At 69.7% G+C, this 21,744-nt stretch carries 15 protein-coding genes; 8 read left to right on the top strand and 7 right to left on the bottom strand.

What is annotated here, in order from left to right:
* Positions 1-48: 48 nt before the first annotated feature.
* A complete protein-coding gene (locus ABZT18_RS09695; protein ID WP_354993898.1) occupies positions 49-2,076 on the top strand; it encodes a hypothetical protein in 2,028 nt (675 codons plus the stop codon).
* A 27-nt stretch (positions 2,077-2,103) separates the two neighbouring features.
* On the opposite strand, the gene ABZT18_RS09690 is transcribed toward ABZT18_RS09695, so the two are convergent.
* Together ABZT18_RS09690 and ABZT18_RS09685 are read right to left on the bottom strand one after the other, a co-directional pair.
* On the bottom strand, positions 2,104-2,622 hold the full coding sequence (locus tag ABZT18_RS09690; RefSeq protein WP_354993899.1) for an acyltransferase: 519 nt from the start codon (positions 2,620-2,622) through the stop codon (positions 2,104-2,106).
* 139 nt (positions 2,623-2,761) lie between these two features.
* Entirely contained in the window at positions 2,762-3,835 is a 1,074-nt protein-coding gene (locus ABZT18_RS09685; protein WP_354993900.1) for a glycosyltransferase family 4 protein, read from the bottom strand.
* Between the two features lie 324 nt (positions 3,836-4,159).
* Between ABZT18_RS09685 and ABZT18_RS09680 the strand changes: the two genes are divergently transcribed.
* Positions 4,160-4,888 (top strand): acetyltransferase, encoded by a 729-nt coding sequence (locus tag ABZT18_RS09680; RefSeq protein WP_354993901.1) that lies wholly within the window; start codon positions 4,160-4,162, stop codon positions 4,886-4,888.
* Here ABZT18_RS09680 and wecB read toward each other — a convergent pair.
* Together wecB and ABZT18_RS09670 are read right to left on the bottom strand one after the other, a co-directional pair.
* Positions 4,817-5,941, bottom strand: coding sequence for a UDP-N-acetylglucosamine 2-epimerase (non-hydrolyzing) (gene wecB / locus ABZT18_RS09675; protein WP_354993902.1), 1,125 nt, complete (start codon positions 5,939-5,941; stop codon positions 4,817-4,819). The two genes, ABZT18_RS09680 and wecB, sit on opposite strands and share 72 nt — an antisense overlap.
* Positions 5,942-6,032: 91 nt before the next feature.
* Complete coding sequence (locus tag ABZT18_RS09670) at positions 6,033-7,133, bottom strand: glycosyltransferase (protein WP_354993903.1); 1,101 nt, start codon at positions 7,131-7,133, stop codon at positions 6,033-6,035.
* 329 nt (positions 7,134-7,462) lie between these two features.
* On the opposite strand from ABZT18_RS09670, the gene gmd reads away from it, so the two are divergent.
* Genes gmd through ABZT18_RS09655 form a run of 3 tightly spaced genes read left to right on the top strand, consistent with a single transcriptional unit; the run spans position 7,463 to position 10,826 of the window.
* Positions 7,463-8,476: a GDP-mannose 4,6-dehydratase gene (gmd, locus tag ABZT18_RS09665; protein WP_354993904.1), complete on the top strand. Its 1,014-nt coding sequence runs from the start codon at positions 7,463-7,465 to the stop codon at positions 8,474-8,476.
* On the top strand, positions 8,473-9,693 hold the full coding sequence (locus tag ABZT18_RS09660; RefSeq protein ID WP_354993905.1) for a glycosyltransferase: 1,221 nt from the start codon (positions 8,473-8,475) through the stop codon (positions 9,691-9,693). Before gmd ends, ABZT18_RS09660 begins: the two co-directional genes overlap by 4 nt.
* The gene (locus tag ABZT18_RS09655; protein ID WP_354993906.1) at positions 9,690-10,826 is read left to right on the top strand and encodes a DegT/DnrJ/EryC1/StrS family aminotransferase; all 1,137 of its coding nucleotides are present in this window, start codon (positions 9,690-9,692) and stop codon (positions 10,824-10,826) included. Before ABZT18_RS09660 ends, ABZT18_RS09655 begins: the two co-directional genes overlap by 4 nt.
* Positions 10,827-10,883: 57 nt before the next feature.
* On the opposite strand, the gene ABZT18_RS09650 is transcribed toward ABZT18_RS09655, so the two are convergent.
* A complete protein-coding gene (locus ABZT18_RS09650; RefSeq protein WP_355250915.1) occupies positions 10,884-12,143 on the bottom strand; it encodes a hypothetical protein in 1,260 nt (419 codons plus the stop codon).
* Positions 12,140-13,462 carry a hypothetical protein gene (locus ABZT18_RS09645; protein ID WP_354993908.1) on the bottom strand — a complete coding sequence of 441 codons (1,323 nt, stop codon included), beginning with the start codon at positions 13,460-13,462 and terminating at the stop codon, positions 12,140-12,142. Before ABZT18_RS09645 ends, ABZT18_RS09650 begins: the two co-directional genes overlap by 4 nt.
* Positions 13,463-13,766: 304 nt before the next feature.
* Here ABZT18_RS09645 and ABZT18_RS09640 point away from each other — a divergent pair, with 304 nt between their 5' ends.
* The 3 genes from ABZT18_RS09640 (at position 13,767) to ABZT18_RS09630 (ending at position 19,940) form a co-directional block, all read left to right on the top strand.
* On the top strand, positions 13,767-15,644 hold the full coding sequence (locus tag ABZT18_RS09640) for a polysaccharide biosynthesis protein (RefSeq protein ID WP_354993909.1): 1,878 nt from the start codon (positions 13,767-13,769) through the stop codon (positions 15,642-15,644).
* A gap of 175 nt (positions 15,645-15,819) precedes the next feature.
* The gene (locus ABZT18_RS09635) at positions 15,820-18,927 is read left to right on the top strand and encodes a M14 family zinc carboxypeptidase (protein ID WP_355250912.1); all 3,108 of its coding nucleotides are present in this window, start codon (positions 15,820-15,822) and stop codon (positions 18,925-18,927) included.
* A 92-nt stretch (positions 18,928-19,019) separates the two neighbouring features.
* Positions 19,020-19,940 carry an NAD(+)/NADH kinase gene (locus ABZT18_RS09630; protein WP_354993911.1) on the top strand — a complete coding sequence of 307 codons (921 nt, stop codon included), beginning with the start codon at positions 19,020-19,022 and terminating at the stop codon, positions 19,938-19,940.
* 138 nt (positions 19,941-20,078) lie between these two features.
* Here the strand turns inward: ABZT18_RS09630 and pgm are convergent, their stop codons facing one another.
* A complete protein-coding gene (gene pgm / locus ABZT18_RS09625) occupies positions 20,079-21,722 on the bottom strand; it encodes a phosphoglucomutase (alpha-D-glucose-1,6-bisphosphate-dependent) (RefSeq protein WP_354993912.1) in 1,644 nt (547 codons plus the stop codon).
* Between the last annotated feature and the right edge of the window lie 22 nt (positions 21,723-21,744).

Here is a 21,744-nt window from a genome sequence, read left to right as displayed (position 1 = left end):
GTGCACAGTGACCTCATCGTGTGAGCGTTCGCGATGGAGGTGCCGATCATGCCCGAACTGATCGTCTACCGGTCCAACGCCCTGATGTCCGTCAGGTCGCGATTCGACGGCACCCGCGATCTGGTCATGCCCGCCAACCTCGCGTACGCCGAGGCCATGGTCGGCATGTGGCACTCCGGCCTTCCCCAGGTCACCCTCGTGCCCTCGACCGCGACCGACGCCCAGGTGTGGCCGGTCATGTCAGCGGTCGGAACGAAGATCCACGACACTGCGGACGACAACTGCCCGATCAACACCGGCTGGTCGTACGTCGGTGGCAACCACGGCTACAACGTCGGCAATCAGATCGCCGTCACCAACCATGGCAAGACGACCGCCGACGTGGGTTCACAATGGTCGGACGGGATTCGCACCTTCACCCTGTTGGCCGTCACCAACGCCGACAGCCTGCTGTTCGGCAACCCCTACACGGTCGTCGACGGCATCGCCCAGGGTGCCCGGGTCAAGCCGGGGGCGCCACTCACCCATGTCTCGGGGGCGACCAACACGACGACCGTCCCGATCACGGGCCTGACGCCCGACGTGCAGATCCGCCCGGCCACCCACTCCCACGCGGTGACTGTCGAACTCGACGGACGACCGGTGCCGGACGGCCGGTCGACGGGGCTGGAACTGACGATCAGGGAGTCCTACGTCATCCCGTCCTACCAGGGCATGATCGACACCGCCAGGACGAACATCGGCACGCCCATCGCCACGATCATGTCGCGGATCCCGTCCCTGTGCCGCGTCTCGAACGTCTACCACTGGTCGCAGGGTGGTCTGCTCGTCGAACAGACGGTGGCCGCACTGGATCGGTTCACCCTGAACGCCGGCGTGACCCAGTGCACTCCGTTGACCGGACTGACCGGCGGAGCACGCCGGCAGTTCATGCCGAACGTGGGGGCGGCCGGCGGCCTGAACTGGTCGGTGTGGGCGAACATCGACACACTGACCGCGCTCACCGACTTCACCCCGGCGACCCTCACGGACCGGCTGATGCCAGTCAGCAGCATGACCCAGTGGGTGGTCAACAGCGGCCAGATCCAGCAGTGGGGCATCGCCGTCGGGTTGCTGCCGGTCGCGGACGGCGTGCCCGAGATCCGGGCCCGGTACACCACGGCGAAGAGCTGGTTCATCAGCTCCAGCCTCAAGAAGAACTATCCGCAGCTGGTGTGGGGCCGCACCCTCGCAGCCGGGGAATCCGTCACCGGTACCGCCTACCGCCGCTACCTGGCACCGCCGTCGGCAGCCACCGAGATCGTCGTGTCGGACTCCACCCACGACTTCGTGATGATCGAGCGGGTCGACGCCGTCGCCCAGGCCCAGATGCCGGCGCCACAGCTGTTCCACCGGCTGCTGGTCCCGGCAGGTCCGACGAACCTCAGCGTGCCCGACCGCGTCACCGTCGCAGGAATCCCGTACAGCATGCCGGTCCACTCCGGGTACGGCATGTGGCGCGCCGAGCCCGACCAGGCGCAGGCGGGACCACTGCCCGGGGCGACCCGCACGCGTGGCAGTTATTTCCTCACCCTCTCCGGCCCGACCCGACCCATCACCTACACCGGCACCTACCTGCTGCTCCTGCTGCACCCGGTGTACCTGGGTGAGCCCACCCCGGTCGACCGGGTGTGCGTCGAGGTCACCGTGGCGGGCACCGGGGTGCTGCGGCACGGCGTCTACGCCCACGATGCGGCGACCGGTCGTCCCGCCACCCTCGGCCCGATCGCCGACTTCGGCAGCATCGCCATGACATCCGTCGGGGTGCAGGAGTCCGTGTTGAGTGTTCCTGTGGTGCTGCCCGCCGGCTGGCACTGGTATGGGCACGTGTGGCAGACGAATGGTGCCACCCCGCCCACGTTGCGGGCCTGCGACACCGGCGTCGCCACCACACTGAACCTCGGCACCAGCTCTGCGGCGATGACCGGGGATCGGTTCGGTTACGAGGTGACCGGGGCGACCGGTGCGCTGGGGGCGATCACGATCTCCGGTGTCCACCAGCTGCCCCCACCGCGGGTCGCGTACCGGCGGGCCTGACCTGTCGGCTTCGCCCAGGTCACGGGTTCAGACGGTGGTCACTCCGTAGATCTTCTTCATTGCCTCGTGCTTGGCGGGGACGGGGAGGTGCCCGATGCCCAGCGACTTGGCCTGCAACCGTTCGAGGTACTCGTCGGTGGTCCGCAGCGGTCGCGCCGGCACCCCGGCCGCCACCGTGTTGTCCGGGATGTCACGCGTGACGATCGAGCCCGCCCCGATGACGCACCGGCTCCCGATGGTGACGCCGGCCAGGATCATCGACCGCATACCGATGTAGACGTCGTCGCCGATCGTGATCGGGGCGGTCCAGTCAAGGTCGGGGTGGTCCTTGCGCAGGATCAGCGTGCCACCGTCATGGGTGACGAACTGCACCTCGGAGGTGATGTAGACGTTGTCGCCCATGGTGATCAGCCACGGCTCCGACCCGAACATCGCCCGGTTGACCCCGTAGAACCTGACCCGTCCGGTCAGATTCACTCCCAGGGACCGCACGAACGCCTCGGGGTCACGGGTGGCGGCCAGGTGGTCCCGGACTCGTCGGACCATGGTACGAACGCGTCTGGGCACTTGCTGTCCTCGCTCATCGGGCCTACCGCTGTGGTGGATCTACGGACCCGCACACATGGGCCCAGTCATTGCAACGACGCAGTTCCGCCCCGGGTGACGTGGTTGCGGCCAGCCAGAATCAGCCGCAGAACTGGCGGGCGTGGTCCAGCACGTTGAGTTCCCGGACCTCCTGCCGCCAGAGTCGGTACCGCCGGCCCGAGGTCTCCTTCGCCTCGGCTCGCTCGCTGGCCGACCGGTCAGCCAGTCGGTCGAGGGTCTCGCTCAGCGCGGCTACCGATGCGGGCCGGACCACCGCTCCCCCGCCTTCGGCGATCAGTTCGCTGAACGGCGTCGCGTCTGAGCAGACCACCGGGCATCCGGACGCGAGGCTCTCCAGAATGACGTGCCCGTAGTTCTCTCCCAGTGTCGGGAAGAGAAACGCGTCGTACCGGCTGAAGGTCGGCATCACCTCGTCCGCCGCGAGTTCACCGCGGTACCGGACTCGGACATGGCCGGGCATCGCGTCGATGAGCCGCCGGCAACGCGCCCAGTACTGCTCGTCCTCCCGCGGACCGAAGATGTCGAACTCCAGCGGGCGGGTCGCCCCGGCGACCGCCTCCAACGCCGTGGTCAGGTTCTTCATCGGCGAGATCCGGCTGACGAAAACCAACCGCAGCGGCCCGTCGTGCGCGACGACCTGGGGTGCCGGGTGCTCCGGGATCGGGCACTCGTTGCCGTTCACCATTATCTGCGCCCACGGGAAGTTCGCGCGGATCTGGTTCTCCTCCAGCCAACTGCACGCCTGCCAGCGCACATCGAGCCGGCGCAGAAGCGGGGCCCAGACGGCCAGGAAGAGCCGCTTCTTGCGCGACTTCATGGCGAGTGCGCCGGACGACAGTTCCCCTCGCGGGGCGACCATGATCGCCTGAACGCGCACCAGTCGCAGCGCCACCGCCAGGATCGGCAGGACCGAGAACAGCGACCAGAGGCTGTTGACGTAGATCAGGTCAACCGGGCGCGACCGGAGGTGCCGCACGAGTCGGGCCCAGTGCCGGACCGCGAACGGGCCGAGGTAGAAGACGGCGGAGCGGTCGTCGCGTCGCACCAGCCGCCCGGACAGCTCGGGGTACGGTGTGGACGAGCAGAGGTCCCGGTCACCGGTGATCAGGGTGACATCGAGATCATCCGGCAGGGTGTCCAGAATGAACCGCAAGGAACGGATCGGCCCGCCGCCACGAAAGCCCGGCTCGAACACGCGCGCGGTGGCGACCACGCGATACGTCGCCGCGGTCGTGGATCGGCCCGTCGCCCTTGGTGTCCCCGCCCTGTCGGGGACACGCGTCCTTGTCAGCTCGTTCATTTCGGCTCACCTTCAACGTGCTGTCCCGGGGGTCGGCACAGGTGGAGCCGGCGCTTTCGCGGCCCACGGGCGCCCGGCCGTCACCATCGCCGACGCTGAACCCGTCACCACCGGCACCAACAACCGGTTCAGATGACGGAGAGCGGTCAACGTTCTCCGTAGCCGAGGGAGCCGCGGTTGACGACCGACGTAGTGATCGTAGGCGTGGGTGGGATGGGCCGTGAGGTATATGGGGTAATTCGGTTACTGAATGCCAACTCAGCCGGCGAGCCTCCCTGGCGGGTTCTCGGCTTCGTCGACGACTACCCCACCGAGCCCAGCGTCGAGCTGGTGCACCGCCTCGGCGTCGCCTTCCTCGGCTCGACCCGGTGGCTGGCCACCCAACCGACCAGCACCCATGTCGCGCTCGGCGTCGGGCATCCGAGGTTGCGTCGCGAGACCGACCGGGCCATCGCCCGGTACGCCCTACCGGCCGCCACAGTGGTCCATCCGGCCGCGGAGATCGGCCCTGACTGCGTCTACCAGGAAGGACTCTTCCTCGCCGGTGGCGCTCGGGTGACGACGAACGTGCGGTTGGGGCGCCACGTGCACCTCAACCAGAACTGCACCGTGGGCCACGACGCCGTGCTCGGCGACTATGTCTCGGTCAACCCGCTCGCCGCGGTTTCCGGACACTGCCGGCTGGAGGAGGGCGTCCTGGTGGGCACCACCGCCGCGGTCCTGCCGAGGCTGACCGTCGGCAGGGACGCCACCGTCGGCGCCGGCGCCTGCGTGACCCGCGATGTGGTCGACGGCGTCGTGGTCATGGGCGTGCCGGCCCGGCCAGCGGATCGGTCACCGGCGGATGCCCGCCCAGTCGTGATGGCGGCGCACCGTCGACAGGATGAAGTCGACCACCCGGCGTGACGTGTCGGGCACCTGGTAGTCGAGCGGACAGGCGACGGAGCCGTCGGCCACCTGCGCCACGACGACCCGGATGGCCTCAACGACCCCGTCGGGCTCCAGGCCGGTCATCACGATCGCCCCGCTGTCCAACGCCTCAGGACGCTCGATGGACTCGCGCAGGGTCACCGCCGGGAACCCGAGAATCGCCGCCTCCTCGCTGACGGTGCCACTGTCGGAGAGGGTGCATCGGGCATGACGTTGCAGGGTCACGTAGTCGAAGAAGCCGAACGGCTCGTGGAAGGCCACGCCCTCAAGGTGCAGGCCGTCACCAGCAAGTGCCTCCAGCCGCTTGCGCGTACGTGGATGCGTGGAGACCAGCAACGGCAGCTGCCACTCGTCACGTACGGCCCGCAGGCATTCCAGCAGCCGACGGAGCCGGTCCGGGTGGTCGACGTTCTCCTGCCGGTGCGCGCTGACGACGAAGTAGCCGCCCGGTTCGAGCTCGAGCTGCGCCAACACGGTGGATTGCTCGATCTGTCGTCGGTAGTGGTCGAGCACCTCGCGCATGGGTGAGCCGGTGTGCAGGATGCGACGCGGGTGCAACCCTTCGGCGAGCAGGTTGCGCCGCGCGTGCTCCGAATAGACCAGGTTGAAGTCGGCGACGTGGTCGACCATGCAGCGGTTGGTCTCCTCCGGCACGTTCAGGTCGAAGCACCGGTTACCGGCCTCCATGTGGTACACCGGCACGTTCATCCGACGGGCCATCAGTGCCGAGATCGCGCTGTTGGTGTCACCCAGTACCAACAGCGCGTCCGGGCGCAGCTCGGCGATCGCCTTCTCCGTGCCGACCAGGACGGCACCGAGGAGGCTGCCGAGTGAGTGGGTGTCCGCCCGCAGGAAGAGATCCGGCTGTCGGACGTCCAACTCGGTGAAGAAGACATCGGACAACGCGGGATCCCAGTTCTGTCCCGTGTGCACCAACGTGTGTTCCACGGTCCGATCGAGCGTGTCGATCACCCGGGCCAGCCGAATGATCTCTGGTCTGGTCCCGACGACGGTCATCACGCGGGTCACTTGAGGCCTCCTGATCGCAGATACTCGGATTCAGCCCGCTGGGCGGAATGCTCTGAGGGGCGCGCGCCGCGCCGGCCGGGCTGACCGGGGTTCACGATGTCCGCCCCTGCGGGGGCACCCGGTACGCCGGATCGCGAATCACCCGCCATGCCTGGTCGAGAACACTGACCGGCGGCCTGCTCTCCCGCCATCGACGGTAGGCCGCCCCCGCCGCGACGCGGGCCGAGTGCCGCTGTTCGGGCGTGGCGGTGGCCACCTGCGTGACCAGGGCGCCCAACGCCGTCGCGGTCAGCTCGGTGAGGACCAGACCACCACCGTCCCGCAGCACCGCGGTCCATGGTGTCTGATCGGAGCAGAGCACCGGGCAGCACGCCGACAGGCTTTCCGCGATGGCGTTGCCGAAGTTCTCCCCCCGTGTCGGCAGCACGAACGCGTCGTACCGCGAGAAGGTCCCGCGGACCTGCTCGGGGGGCAACTCACCCCGGTAGCTGACGGCGACCGACTCGGGCAGCGCGGCCAGATGCTCCCGGCAGCGCCGCCAGTACGCCGGGTCCTCCACCGGGCCGTAGATGTCCAGCCGTACCGGCACCGGCACGAAGGCGAGCGCGGCCAGCAGGAGGTCGAGGTTCTTCATCGGGGAGATCCGCCCGATGAAGACCAGCCGCGCGTGGCGGGTCGCGGGCAACTCGGCCGGCGCCCGATCCGGCTCGGGGCCACGGCTGACAGCGACGACACCGATCCGCGCCCGGGGCAGCACCCGGCGGATGTCAGCGGCCTCGGCCGGCGTGGTGGCGTGCCACAGCACCCGACGGTCGAGCAGCATCCACCGCCAGCCCACCAGGAAGATCCGCTTACGGACCCCGTGCACCCGGAGAGCGGCGGCGCCGAACTCACCTCGGGGAGCGACCAGGATGCGGCCCACCCGCAGCAGACCGAGCCCGGCCGCGACCATGGGCAGGATCGAAAACGCCGACCAGACACTGTTCACGTACAACAGGTCGAATCGGCCCTCCCGTAGGAAGCGCCACAGCGACCGCCAGTGCTCTGGCCGACGAACTCCGAGATAGAAGACGTTCGTCCGGCCGACCCGGGCCCAGCTACCGGAGAGCCCCGGATAGGGGTCGCTGCAACCGAGGTCACGGTCGCGGGTCAGCAGGGACGTCTCAATGTCGTCGCTGGCCAGGTGGAGCACTTCTGAAATGGACCGGACCGGTCCTCCGGCACGCCAGCCGGGAGCGAAATAACCGGCAGTGACAAGAACGCGGAATTTGTTCTCGTTGACGGTCGCCAATCGTTCTCGGGTATCAGCCGCGGGGGTGGGGTCGCCGGCCATCCTCGCTCCTCGCTTCGCACCACAGGATCGATTGGCCCAACGATCGACTCATCGATCCGTGACTGAACTCCTCTCTCATATATACGACACAGACGAAACTCCGCCCAGTACATGAAACCGCACGGTTGCCGAGCCCGAAGCCGATATAAGGAACTCGCGGGAAATTGGCTCAGCAGGAGAGGGACTTCATGTCACGAGTGGCACTCATATCCGGCATCACCGGGCAGGACGGCAGCTACCTGTCGGAGCTCCTACTCGACAAGGGATACACGGTGCACGGGATCAAACGGCGCTCGTCCTCTTTCAACACCGAGCGGATCGACCACGTCGACGTCCACCCACGCAGCGGTGAGGCCCGCCTCTTCCTGCACTACAGCGACCTGTCCGACCCTGCCTCGTTGACTGCGCTGATTCGGGACATCCGCCCCGACGAGATATACAACCTCGGCGCGCAGAGTCACGTCCGGGTCTCCTTCGACATTCCCGGGTACACGGCGGACGTCACCGGGCTCGGCGCGCTTCGCATGATGGAGGCGGCCCGCTCCGCCGACATCGGCTGCCGGTTCTACCAGGCGTCGTCATCGGAGATGTTCGGCTCAACCCCGCCCCCACAACGCGAGGAGACCCCGTTCCACCCGCGTAGCCCGTACGCGTGCGCCAAGGTCTACGCCTACTGGTCGGCGGTCAACTACCGCGAATCCTGGAACATGTTCTGCGCCAACGGCATCCTGTTCAACCACGAGAGCCCCCGCCGCGGCGAGAACTTCGTCACCCGCAAGATCACCCGTGCGGTGGCCAGGATCGAGGCTGGCATTCAGGACAAGCTCTACCTGGGCAACCTCGACGCCGTTCGGGACTGGGGCTACGCGCCGGAGTATGTCGAAGCGATGTGGCTGGCCCTCCAACAGGACACCCCGGACGACTACGTGATCGCCACCGGTGAGGGCCACACCGTGCGGGAGTTCGTCGAGACCGCCTTCGACCGGGTCGGTCTGGACTGGCAGCGGTACGTGGAACTGGACCCCGCCTACCTTCGTCCAGCGGAGGTCGATGCCCTCATCGGCGACTACACGAAGGCCCGGAGCGCCCTGGGTTGGGCACCAAAGACACTCTTCACCGACCTGGTCCGAGTCATGGTGGACGCCGACCGGCAACTCCTTGAGGACGAGCGTATGGGGCGACTGGTCCGGGTGGACCGATGAAAATTGCCGTCGACGCCTCACCCATTCGTCCCGGTCATGCCGCCGGGCTCGAAGCCTTCACCTACGGCCTGCTGACCGGCATGGCCGCCGACACCTCCTGCGACCTGCGAGTGAACGTCCTACGGGGCACCCTGGCCCAGTGGCGGGAGCAGGTGCCCGCCACGCGACTCGCCTGGACCGAGGTGGCTCAGCCGCTACGCTCCGACAACCCCGCCGGCCAGCTGTTACGCCGCTGGACGCCGACGGCGATCCGCAACTCCCTCGCTGTCCGCACGGCGGTCAACGCGGTCCGGCAACGGTCCGTCGTGCGACACACCGACGCCGACGTGACCCTGTTCCCGTTCCACAGTGCTCCGATCGGGCCCGGCAGGTCGGTCGTCGTCCTGCACGACCTACGCCACCTGCGGGCCGATTTCCACGCCCCCGGCTACGCGGCGGTGATTCGGAGGAACGTGGCCCGTGCGGCGGCGATCGTCGTCACCTGGCCACACCCGTACCAGGAGACACTGCGCCTCTTCCCCGAGGCCGCGGAGCGGACCGTGCTCATCCCGACCCCGACGTTCCAACCCGCACCGCAGCGCGCACACGCGCGGCCCGAACCGGGACTGCTGGTCTATCCGTCCTCCACCGCGGAGCACAAGAACCACGCGACCCTGCTGGAGGCGATGGCGCTGCTGCCCCACTGCCGTCTGATCTGCCCGGGGCCGCTGGTCGAACCCGAAGCGAGCCGGCTGCTCGCCCGAGCGGCACTACCCGACCTGCGCGGACGGGTGTCCTTCCCCGGCTTCGTCAGCCTGGACGCACTGAACGCCCTCTACGCCCGAGCCGACGCGGTGGTCGTGCCCTCGCTCTGGGAGGCTGCCAGCGGCGCGATGCTGGAGGCGTTCAGCTGGGGGCTCCCCGTCGCCTGCGCCGACGTCGAACCGCTGCTCGCCCAGCTGGAGTTCACCCGCGCCGACGCTGCGGTCTTCCGCGCGCAGGATCCGCGGTCCCTCGCCGACGCGGTGCGGCAGCTACTCGACAACCGGGAGCGCTACGCCGCTGCCTCACGCCACGCGAACGAACGACTCGCCGGCCGTACCTGGGAAGCCACCGGCCGCGACTACCTCGACGTGCTGCGCTGGGCAGCGCAGGGCGGGTCGAATCCGGTGCCACGGTCCCCGTTCGTCGCCACATTCGACCCCGCCGCGGTCGCCGCAGAGGGGGAAGCATCATGAGCATCGCGGACGACACCTACCCGGTGGCCCGACCGAGCCTCTCCGAGTTGGAGGAGCGCTACGTGGTCGACGCGCTGAGAAGCGGGTGGATCTCGTCGCAGGGTCCGTACCTGCGTGACTTCGAGGAACGTTTCGCCCAGCGCTGCGCCACGGGCACCGCGGTGACGACCAGCAACGGCACCGTCGCTCTGCACCTGGTCCTCGCGGCGGCTGGCATCGGGCCGGGCGACGAGGTGATCGTGCCCGCACTGACCTACGTGGCGACCGCCAACGCCGTGGCGTACTGCGGCGCGCGCGCCGTCTGTGTGGATGTCCTACCGGAGAGCTGGTGCGTCGACCCCGCCGCGGTGAGTGCCGCGATCGGCCCGCGTACCCGTGCGGTCATCGCCGTCGACCTGTACGGGCACCCGGCCGACTATCCCGCCCTGCGCCAACTCTGCCGCCGGCACGGCCTGCTCCTGGTCGCCGATGCGGCGGAGTCGTTCGGTGCCACCCTCGACGGGCAACCCACCGGCTCGCTGGCCGACGTGACGACTTTCTCATTCTTCGGCAACAAGGTGATCACCTCCGGCGAGGGCGGCTGCGTGACCACCTCCGACTCCGCCCTGGCCGATCGGATGCGCCTGCTGCGCAACCAGGGCATGGATCCGGGACGGCGCTACTACTTCCCGGTGCTGGGCTACAACTACCGGATGACGAACCTGTGCGCCGCGATGCTCTGCGCACAGCTCGACCGGGCGGACGAGATCATCGCCAACCGGGACCGGGTGATCGCCGGGTACGAGGAGCAGTTGGCGGACGAGCCGGCGCTGTCGGCGCAGCCGGTGGTCTCCGGAGTCCGCCGCGCGCCCTGGATGGCGGCCTTCCTCGTCGGAGCCGAGGGGGACGCGGCGTCCCGGGACGCACTGGCCCGTGCGCTCACCCGGCTCGGCGTGGAAACCCGCCCCTTCTTCGTGCCGGTCCCCGAACTGCCCGCACACCATGATCCGGGCGCGGACTGTCCGGTGACCGATGACCTGAGCCGGCGTGGCATCAACCTGCCCACGTACGCCGATCTGACCGAACCGGCGGTCAAGGCGGTGGTGGAGCGCGTCCGCGCCGCCCTGGCGACCATCGCCTGTCCCGCCGCCTGACCCCGCCCGCGCCCGGCCGCGCCGGCCCACCGCCGACCGGTCGGGCGCGGGTCGGGGTCAGGCCGGTTGGGCCGCGAGCGTGCGGTCCACCGCGCGGTCCCGCAGCAGCAAGAGGTAGCTGCCGCCCCAGGCGACCGCGCTGACCAGGGCCAGCACGACCAGCGCGCCGGCCGCGCCGGGTGCGCCGAACAGGACTGCCCCGGCGACGACCGCGGGGACGCGTAGCCCGCCGAGCAGGATGCCGAGCACGATCGCCCGCCGGCTCGCCTGCTCGACCCGCAGCCCGGCGAAGCCGATCGCGGCCGGCACGGCGAGGAGGCTCTCCAGCGCGAGCAGCACCAGCAGGCTCCGACCGACGGTCCAGTTGGCGCCCAGCAGTGCCGTGCCGACCGCGTCCGGCAGCAGGGCGACCGCGATGGTCAGCGGCAGGACCGCGGCGGCCACGAGCAGCGCGAGCCGGACAGCCGTCCTCGTCCGCGCCGCGCCCGAGTCGGCACGGGTGCGGGCCAACTGCGGCAGGATCAGCGTGGCGGCGGTCGACAGCACCAGGTTCACCGGACCCAGCAGGGTGCGCCCGGCGCTCAACGCCCCGACCACCGCGGTGCCCGCGACCAGTGCCACCGCGGTCAGCGCGAGCTGCGCCGATCCGGTGGTCAACAGGAACTGCGCGCCGAATCCCGCCGCGACGCGGGTCTCGGCCCGCCCCACGCGCCAGCCGGGCAGCAGCGCGTACCGGTGCCGAGCCGCGACGACCAGACCGACCAGACCGCCGCCGACCGCCCACAAGGCGAAGACGTGAGGCGCATCGATCAGCCCGAGCAGGCCGGCCAGCGCGGCACACGCCGTGAGCGCGGCCCAGGTGATCTCCTGGGCCATCGCCCCCGAGGGAGCGCCAATGCCCACGGCGATCGCCTTGGCGTAGTCGTAGAGGACCAACCCGGGCAGGGCGAGGCCCACGACCACCAGATAGGGCGAGCCGGACGCCGCACCGGCCGCGCTGATCAGCGCACCACTGACAACGCCGAGCAGGATCGCCCGCCGGGCGGCCGACGCGACAACCCCGGTCCCCGTGGCCAGCACGGTGTCGGTCACCGTGCTCCGCACCAGCCCGGAACCGAGGATGTAGAACGAGAAGGCCAGGGCGAACTGGCCCAGCCCGCCGACCGACTCCAGCCTGGTGACGGTGATCGCCAGCAGCAGGTTGCCGCCGCTCGAGAGCCCTCCGACGAGCAGTGCGAGCAGGGCACGACGGCCGGTCCGTGGGCCGTCCCGGGCGCCGGTCGGGCCGGCCGCGCGATGGCGGGCACGTACGGTCACCGGGCGGTTCCCGCGATCGGGGACATCCGGACAATGTCCGGGCGCCCGCCGGACCGGTCCGGGGCGCTGCGGCTCAACCACAGCAGGACGAAGACTGGTATTGCCGAGACCGCGTGCTGCAGAAAGCTGATGGTCGAATCTGGGTAGGTGTTGGACCAGAGCAGCGGGTCGGAGAGCACGAGGCAGAAGAGGCTCAGCCGGAACGGGCCGGGCGCGCCCCGCCACCGCAGCAGCACCCCCGCCACCGCGGCCCAGAAGGCGTGCACGGCGATCACGCCGATCGGGCCGTCGAAGAACCAGATGTTGCCCAACAGCAGGAAGGTGTAGGCCGACGTCGGGCCGCCACCGATGTACTGGTTGATCCGTTGCCCGGTGGACAGCGCCGGCCGGTCCGGATCGAGCACCCGGGGAACCAGCCCGTACCGGAGGTAGTCGGTGACCCCAGGCTGGCCCAGGTCGACCGGGACCTGGAAGCCCGACACGACGCTGAGCTGCCTGTCCAGGCGCAGTCGGTCCGTGGCGGTGACCTGGGTGTCCACCGCGACCCCGCGATCCTCCCGAATGCTGTTGCGCTGCGCGAACAGGGCCGGCCACAGGAGGAAGAGCACCACCGCGCAGAGCACCAGGTGGCGCAACCGGAAGACGCCGCAGAGCGCCCCGGTGGCAGCCACGAAGAACACCAGCCCGACCAGTGGCGCCGTGAGGGCGGTCAGCATGGCGACATAGGCCTCCGCGCCGACGAGGACGGCCAGCCAGCCGTACAGCTTCGCCAGAGACAGCCGACCGCTGAGGTAGCTGGCGACCAACAACGCGAACCCCAGGACCTGCCAGCCCGAGAAGAGCGTGCTCACCAGCGCGACCGGCCCGTCGGACAACTCGCCGGAGACCTGGTTGACGATGGTTCCCCGACCGAGGTGGGCCCCGAGCACGTTCGCCGCGATGCTGATCAGCGTGACCAGTCTGGCGACCGGGTAGAGCCAGGTATACCGGGCGTGGGCCCGCCGGATGCCCTCTCGCCATCGCGGGTCGGGGCGCCCGAACAGTCGGCTGATCGTCTCCACGGCGACGCTGCCCAGCAACGCGAGTCCTACCAGGGACACGATGAAGCCGGTCTGCGGATTCTGGTAGAAGAGCGCCATCGGCAGGATCAACAATGCGTACGGAGCGAGCACGACGACAGTCACCGGGTAGTGGCGCAGCAACCGACCGGCAAACTCCCGGTGGGCACCTGCCGCCCTGTTCCCGGTTGGCCGTTCCCTCCGCGCCTCGATCCCACCGATCGTCCCGCCGGGGTCGAGAGGAGCCCCGGGCCAGGTCATCGCGCGTGCCCCCTTTGGACGTGGTTGGTCGCTCCTGGCCCAACGAATCAACCGACCGGGCGAAACGCCCCGGTGTACGCGAGCGTTCGGCGTAGGACCGTGCCGACCAGGCGCCGCCACGTCGCGAGGAGCCTCGCCGGTAACGGCACCCCGTCGAACGTCTCGACACTGAATCAGACAACCGGTCATGAAAATGTGAAAACCGGACTTGGGAGGCCATATTCCGCTAAGCAGTTAGGGGACGTGCGTGGCCCCTGACCTGCCCTGGGTCATCGTCGGCCACGGACAGGACAGGGAGTCGTACATGCCGCAGGAAATGCAGCGGGTTCAGCCAACGACGTCGACAGCCACCGGCCGGGCCAGGGTGAGTCGCCGTCGGACCGCCATCTTCCTTGCCGCCGACGCCCTCGCCTGGGTCGGGGGATTCACTGTCGCTGGCTGGGCGAGGTACGAGCTCGCTCTCACCATCGGGCAGGCGGCCAACGCGGTGTTTCTCGGTGGGGCAGCCGCCGTGCTGCATGTCGGCGTCAGCGCGTTTCGCCGGATTCATTCCGGTCGCCAGCCTCTGGGTAGCGTGGAGGAGGTCCGTGGGCTCGCCGGTACCACCGCCACCACGGCAGCGGTGGTCCTCATTGCCCTCCTTGCGCTCGGCGAGCGCCCGGTACCTGCCAGCAGCCCCGTGATCGGTGGTGCTCTGGCACTGCTGCTGATGCTCAGCTTCCGTCTCCTGCACCGGCACCGGCGGGACCGCGCCATGCGTCCGGATGCCCGTTCGGCGACACCGGTGTTGCTCTTCGGCTTCGGCGAGGCCGGGCAGGGCCTGGTACGCGCGATGCTCAGCGACCCGAAGGGCCGCTACCTGCCCGTCGGCGCGCTCGACGACGACCCCGGCAAACACGACCTCCGCATCGCCGGCGTCCCTGTGCTGGGCAGCCGACGCCACCTCATTGACGCGATCCGCCGTACCGGGGCGACCACCGTGATCTTTGCCGTGGCAAACGCCGACGCCACGCTGATCCGTGAGGTGCGGGAGGCCACCCTCCGCACCGGCGCGACATTCAAGGTCCTTCCACCGGTCCGGGAGTTGGTGGACCATCGGATCACGGTCAGCGATGTACGGGACGTACAGATCAGTGACCTGCTCGGCCGACGCCAGGTGGTCGGGGATCTGACCCTGGACGACAACGGGCTCACCGGCCGACGCGTCCTGGTCACCGGCGCTGGGGGCTCGATCGGCTCGGAGCTGTGCCGGCAGATCATGCGCGCCAACCCCGGTGAGCTGATGATGCTGGATCGGGACGAGTCGGCCCTGCACAGCCTCCAGATGTCGCTCACCGGGCGCGCGCTGTTGGACGGCCCCGAACTCATCCTCGCCGACCTGCGGGACGACGAGGGTATCCGGCGCATCATGCGGGAGCGTCGTCCCGAGATCGTCTTCCACGCTGCGGCACTGAAGCACCTGACCTTGCTGGAACGTCATCCGGGAGAGGCGGTCAAGACCAACGTCTGGGGGACTCTCAGCGTCCTGGACGCCTGCCGGGATGTCGCTCGCTTCATCAACATCTCCACCGACAAGGCCGCCGACCCGATCAGCGTGCTCGGCTATTCGAAGCGCATCACGGAGATGCTGACCGCGCACGCCGCAGCGACCTACCCCGGCACCTTTCTGAGCGTCCGGTTCGGCAACGTCCTGAGCAGCCGGGGGTCGGTGGTGACCGCCTTCCAGCGGCAGATCGAGGCGAGACAGCCCCTGACCGTCACCGACCCGAACGTGACGCGGTACCTGATGACGGTGCAGGAGGCGGTGCACCTGGTCCTCCAGGCGGCCGCCATCGGACGCGCCGGGGAGGCTCTGGTCCTCGACATGGGCGAGCCGGTGCGGATCGACGATCTCGCCCGTCGGATGGTGGAGCAGGCGGCCAGCCCGGTCTCGATCATCTACACCGGGCTGCGGCCCGGGGAGAAGCTGCACGAGGACCTGTTCGGCCAGGGGGAGACCGACCATCGGCCGCTGCACCCGCTGATCTCACACGTGACCGTCCCGGTCCTGGACCCCTTTGAGGTCGCTGGACTGGACCCGTTCGACGAACCTGACAAGGTCACCGATCAGCTCGCCCGGCTCTGCGGCATCCTGCCCGGTCCGCTGCCCGGACGTCGCACGGGCATACCGCTGGCACGCTGACTCCGACCCGACGCTGACGATGCCCTGCTGGCGGCCGGGGATCGCCGGGATCCGGAACCATTACGCCAGGCGTTGACGCCGACACGGTCGGCAGCCCCACTCCCATCGACCTATTGACATCAATCACGCCGCCACCGAGGCTCGCGCCTACAGGTCCTTCACCCAAGGAGGCGCGATGAGACCGAGACGACTGGCTATCGCCGGCGTGGTCACCCTGCTCGGCGCACTGGCGTTGACCCCACCGGCGAGCGCGCGGCCACCATCCGACCCGGGCGCCCGCGACGGCCTGGAGGTGTACGTCGGCACCGTCGACGCGAAGCAGCGGGATCAGCTGCGCGCGGCGGGGGTCGACCTCGGCCACGACGCGAAGACGGATTCGGCCGGCCGCACAGAGGTCGAGACGGTGCTCAGCCGCCAGCAGGCCAAGCGGCTGACCGACAAGGGCGTCCCGCTGTCGGTGAAGAAGGTGCGCGGCAAGGACGCGTCGCAGGCGCTGCGGGAGCAGGCCGCAGCCGGCTGGACGGCGTTTCGCCCCTACGGTGAGCCGGGCGGCCTGCGGGACGAGCTGAACGCCACCGCAGCCCGTTACCCCAAGCTGACCAAGGTGGAGACGATCGGCCGTAGCCAGCAGGGTCAGCCAATCGTGGCCGTGAAGGTCACGAAGAACGCGCGAACCGTCGCGGACGGCCGGCGACCGGCGGTGCTCTACGCCGGCGCCCAGCACGCACGAGAGTGGATCACGCCGGAGATGACCCGCCGGCTGATGCACCACGTGCTGGACAGCTACGGCACCGACCGGGAGATCACCCGCCTCCTGGACACGACCGAGCTGTGGTTCCTGCCGGTCGCCAACCCGGACGGCTACGACTTCACCTTCACCCCCGGCAACCGGCTGTGGCGCAAGAACCTGCGCGACAACAACGGCGACGGGCAGATCGGCTCCGGTGACGGCGTCGACCTCAACCGCAACTTCGGCTACAAGTGGGGCTACGACAACGAGGGCTCATCGCCGGAGCCCAACAGCGAGACGTACCGAGGCCCCGGGCCCAACTCGGAGCCGGAGACCACGGCACTGGACAAGCTGTTCCGCCGGGTCGGCTTCGAGTTCTTCGTCAACTACCACTCGGCGGCCCAGCTGCTGCTCTACGGCGTCGGCTGGCAGGTGAGCACGCCCACCCCCGACGACGTGATCTACGAGACGATGGCCGGCGACGACGCGCACCCGGCGGTGCCCGGCTACGACCCCGACATCTCCGCCGAGCTGTACACCACCAACGGTGACACCGACAGCCACGCCACCGTCAAGTACGGCACGCTGGGCTTCACGCCTGAGATGTCGACGTGTGAATCCGCCTCAGAGGTCGACCCGGACGACGAGTGGCGCCCGGAGGACTGCGTCAGCGGTTTCATCTTCCCCGACGACGAGAAGCTGATCGCCGGTGAGGTCGGCAAGAACCTGCCGTTCGCGCTGGCCGTGGCGCGCTCCGCGGCGGACCCGGACGACCCGGTGTCGGTCGTCGGGCGCAGCACCCCGGATTTTGTGGTGGACTCGTTCGACACCTCGTACGGGCGCACCCAGCAGGTCGCTTCGATCACCCGCCGGACGCTCAAGAACGTACGGATGCACTACGTCGTCAACGGCGGGCGACCGAAGACCGCGCCGGTCCGCGAGTGGCGCGGTGGCGAGCGGTACGGCGACACGCACGACGACTACTACGCCGAGCTGCGCGGCACGGTAGCCGGAACGAAGCCGGGTGACCGGGTGGAGGTCTGGTTCACCGGGGTCAAGCAGCGGACGGGGGTGGTGGCCAGCGAGCACTTCACCTACCGGGTACACACCGACGTCGGCGGAGACGTGCTGATCCTCGCGATGGAGGACGTCACCGGGCTCAGCCCGACACAGACGGGCACCACCGCGAAGTACGCCGACGAGGTCGCCGCGTCCCTGACCGCCGCAGGGCCCAGCAGCGACGTGTACGACTTCGATGCGATGGGCCGCACCGCGCCACACCCGCTGGGCGTGCTGTCCCACTACAAGGCGGTGGTCTGGGAGACGGGCGACGACGTGATCCTGCGCTCCCCCGGTCAGGTGCCCGGCACTGCGGCCAAGGCCGCCCTGGAGACCGAACTGGCCGTCCGGGACTACCTCAACGAGGGCGGCAAGCTGCTCGTCAGCGGCCAGTACGCGTTGTACGCCCAGGGCTCCAACGGGTCGTACGTGTACCACCCGGACGCGCCGCCGGAGTGCACCGACGGCGAGGACCCCACCTGCCTGCCGCTGTTGAACGACTTCCAGCAGTACTGGCTGGGGGCCCACACCTACGTCACCGACGGCGGCACCTCGCCCGAGGGGGAGCCGTACCCGGTCGCCGGGAGCGGCGCGGCGTTCACCGGTTTCACCGGGCAGCTCAACGCGCCCGGGTCGGCGCAGAACCAGGCGCACACCGCCTCGTTCCTGACCACGTCGAGCTTCCTACCGCCGGACGAGTTCCCCCAGTTCGCCAGCTCCGCACCGGTGGGCTGGACCAGGCCGGGAGGTGCTCCGTTCGACCCGCGCACCGGCGAGTGGTACCTGTACAGCGGCCAGACGGACGAGTCGTACAAGCGGCTCTCCCGCACCGTGGACCTGACCGGGGCGACGAGCGGTGAGCTGCGCTTCTTCACCTCGTACGACATCGAGGAGAACTGGGATTTCCTCTTCGTCGAGGCGCACGAGGTGGGTAGCGACACCTGGACGACCCTGCCGGACGCCAACGGCAAGACCGGCACGGCCACCGGGGACAGCTGCGCCGAGGGTTGGGTGGAGCAGTTGCACCCGTTCCTCGGGCACTACCAGGGCGCGGACTGCTCCCCCACCGGCAGCACGGGCAGCTGGAACGCGGCCACCGGCTCCTCCGGCGGCTGGAAGGAGTTCGTGGTCGACCTGTCCGCGTACGCCGGCAAGCAGGTCGAGGTGTCGATCTCGTACGCCTCGGACTGGGGCACTCAGGGTCTCGGCGTCTTCCTGGACGACGCCCGGGTGCTCGTCGACGGGTCCGCTGTCGCGGAGACGTCGTTCGAGTCGGCTGATCTGGGCGGCTGGACGGTGGCCGGGCCGCCGGCCGGTTCCGGCGGCAACGCCAACGACTGGTCGCGCAGCCAGCAGGCGTTCGAGGAGGGCTCGGTGGTGGTCACCCCGGACACCGTCTACCTGGGCTTCGGCCTGGAAGGCCTGACCCCGGCGGCCCGCAACGATCTGGTCGCCCGCTCACTGACCCACCTGACCGGCCGGCCCCGCCGCTGACGGCAGCGAGGTGCGCCGACGGTCCACGGGCCGTCGGCGCACCTTCAGCGGTACGCCGGACGCGTCCGACGCCGATGTGGTGAGCTGTACTGGTGTCGGGGCTGGGTCTGGTACTGCACCCCACCCGGGATGTCACCGAGGTGGTCGGGATCATCGAACGGTGGGCGACGCGCCACCACAAGTCGTTGGTGGTGCGCGCGGAGGACAAGCACCGCGTACCGGCCAGTGTCGAGCCCGTACCGGGGGACGAGGTGGCCGCTCGCGCCGACGCGTTGATCAGCATCGGCGGTGACGGCACCATGCTGGGCGCGCTGCGCTCCGCCATCCGTGACCCGAAGCCGGTGCTCGGCGTGCATCTGGGCCGGCTCGGCTTCCTCGTCGAGGTCGAGCCCCCGGCGCTGCCCGAGGCGCTGAGCCGGTTGCTGTCGAAGGACTTCACCCTCGAGTCGCACGCCTGCCTGGCCTGCGACGTGTGCGGCGACGACATCGTGGCGTTCAACGACATCGCGCTGGTCCGCCAGCCCGGCTCGGGTTTCGTCACCGCCACCCTCGCGGTCGACGGCCAGAAGTACGGCTACTACCGCGCCGACGCGGTGGTCGTCAGCACACCGATCGGCTCGACCGCGTACAGCTACGCCGCCGGCGGCCCGCTGATCTCCCCGGCGGCGGACGCGGTGGTCATCACCCCGTCGGCGCCGATGTCCGGCATCTCCCGCTCGGTGGTGCTGTCCCCGGACGAGAAGATCCGGCTGGAGTTGAATCCTCAGTCGTCGGCGGTCGTGGTGGAGATGGACGGGCTGGTGTTCCGCGACGCGGCGACCGAGGGAACCGTGGACATCAGCTACCGCCGCAACGCCGGCCTGGTGGTCCGCTTCGATCGGCTGCGCTACCAGGAACGCAACCAGTTGAAGATGAGCCTGCTCGACCTGCCCTTCCTACCTGATCAGCTCCGCGAACTCCTCCCGAAAGAGCTCCAGAACGCCGCCAACCAAGAATTCCCCCCACGCTGCTAACCCCACCCACCCCCAACCCCAACCCACCCCGCGCTTCTGGTGATCAAGAGGTTTGCGTCAGCCCGCCCGGCGTGTCGTGACGCAAACCTCTTGATCACCGCGGCTGGGGGGTGGGGGGTGGGGTGGGGTGGGGTGGGGTCAGGCTTGGGCCAGGGCTTCGTCCACCAGGGTCTTGGCTTCCTGTTGGATGCGCTTGAGGTGGTCGGGGCCCTGGAAGGACTCGGCGTAGATCTTGTAGACGTCCTCGGTGCCGGAGGGGCGCGCGGCGAACCAGCCGGACTCGGTGCTGACCTTGAGACCGCCGATCGGCGCGCCGTTGCCGGGCGCGGTGGTCAGCGTCGCGGTGATCGGCTCACCGGCCAACTCGGTGGCGGTGACCTGCTCCGGGGAGAGTTTGCCGAGCACGGCCTTCTGCTCCCGGGTGGCCGGGGCGTCGATCCGGGCGTACGCGGGTGCGCCGAACCGCTCGGCCAGCTCCGCCCAGTGCTCGCTCGGGCTCCGCCCGGTGGTGGCCAGGATCTCGGCGGCGAGCAGGCAGAGCAGCAGGCCGTCCTTGTCGGTGGTCCAGGTGGAGCCGTCGCGGCGCAGGAACGACGCGCCGGCGCTCTCCTCGCCGCCGAAGCCGACCGCCCCGTCCAGCAGACCCGGAACGAACCACTTGAAGCCGACCGGCACCTCCAGCAGCGGCCGGCCGAGGTCGGCGGCGACCCGGTCGATCATCGACGAGGAGACCAGCGTCTTGCCCACCGCGGCGGCCGGACCCCAGGCGGTGCGGGTGCGGAACAGGTGATCGATCGCCACCGCCAGGTAGTGGTTGGGGTTCATCAGACCGCCGTCCGGGGTGACGATGCCGTGCCGGTCGGCATCGGCATCGTTGCCGGTGGAGATCTGGAAGTCGGCGCGGGCGGCGATCAGCGACGCCATCGCGTTCGGCGAGGAGCAGTCCATCCGGATCTTGCCGTCGCCGTCCAGGGTCATGAACCGCCAGGTCGGGTCGACCGTCGGGTTGATCACGGTCAGGTCCAGCCGGTGTCGCTCGGCGATCTCACCCCAGTACGCCACGCTCGCCCCGCCCAGCGGATCCGCACCGATCCGCACCCCGGCGTCGCGGATCGCGTCGATGTCGATCGCCGCCGGCAGGTCGTCGACGTAGGCGGCGAGGAAGTCGTACTCCCCGGTGGTGTCGGCGGCCCGGGCCCGCGCGTAGGTGACCCGCCGGACCTCCTTGAGCCCGGCGGCGAGGATGGCGTTGGCCCGGTCCTGGATCCACCGGGTCACGTCGGTGTCGGCCGGCCCACCGTTGGTGGGGTTGTACTTGAAGCCGCCGTCGTCGGGCGGGTTGTGCGACGGCGTGATGACGATGCCGTCGGCGAGCCCGCTGGTACGCCCCCGGTTGTGGGTGAGGATCGCGTGCGACAGCGCCGGGGTCGGGGTGTAGCCGTCGCGGCTGTCCACCAGCACGGTGACCCCGTTGGCGGCGAGGACCTCCAGGGCATCCACCGCGGCCGGCGCGGAGAGCGCGTGGGTGTCCCGGGCGAGGAAGAGCGGACCGTCCAGCCCCTGCTCACGCCGGTAGTCGCAGAGCGCCTGGGTGACCGCGAGGATGTGGTCGGAGTTGAACGCGTTGCGCAGGCTGGAGCCCCGGTGGCCGGAGGTGCCGAAGGAGACCTGCTGCGCCGGGTCCGCGGGATCCGGATGCTCGGCGTAGTAGGCGGTCACCAGGCGCGGCACGTCGACCAGGTCGGCGGGCTCGGCGGGCTGGCCGGCACGGGGGTGGGTCACTGCGGGATCCTCCTGGAGGAAG

The organism is Micromonospora sp. NPDC005291 (genome assembly GCF_040607415.1).
Classification (GTDB): domain Bacteria; phylum Actinomycetota; class Actinomycetes; order Mycobacteriales; family Micromonosporaceae; genus Micromonospora.
The sequence above is the reverse complement of the archived record's forward strand: the minus strand, read 5'-3'. Positions and strand labels throughout refer to the sequence as shown.

Bases quoted from the DNA above. Each gene is read 5' to 3' on its own strand.
- ABZT18_RS09660 (WP_354993905.1), top strand. From the start codon at position 8,473: ATGAAAATTGCCGTCGACGCCTCACCCATTCGTCCCGGTCATGCCGCC.
- gmd (WP_354993904.1), top strand. From the start codon at position 7,463: ATGTCACGAGTGGCACTCATATCCGGCATCACCGGGCAGGACGGCAGC.
- ABZT18_RS09695 (WP_354993898.1), top strand. From the start codon at position 49: ATGCCCGAACTGATCGTCTACCGGTCCAACGCCCTGATGTCCGTCAGG.
- ABZT18_RS09640 (WP_354993909.1), top strand. From the start codon at position 13,767: ATGCCGCAGGAAATGCAGCGGGTTCAGCCAACGACGTCGACAGCCACC.
- ABZT18_RS09655 (WP_354993906.1), top strand. From the start codon at position 9,690: ATGAGCATCGCGGACGACACCTACCCGGTGGCCCGACCGAGCCTCTCC.
- ABZT18_RS09645 (WP_354993908.1), bottom strand. From the start codon at position 13,462: ATGACCTGGCCCGGGGCTCCTCTCGACCCCGGCGGGACGATCGGTGGG.
- ABZT18_RS09635 (WP_355250912.1), top strand. From the start codon at position 15,820: ATGAGACCGAGACGACTGGCTATCGCCGGCGTGGTCACCCTGCTCGGC.
- ABZT18_RS09690 (WP_354993899.1), bottom strand. From the start codon at position 2,622: ATGGTCCGACGAGTCCGGGACCACCTGGCCGCCACCCGTGACCCCGAG.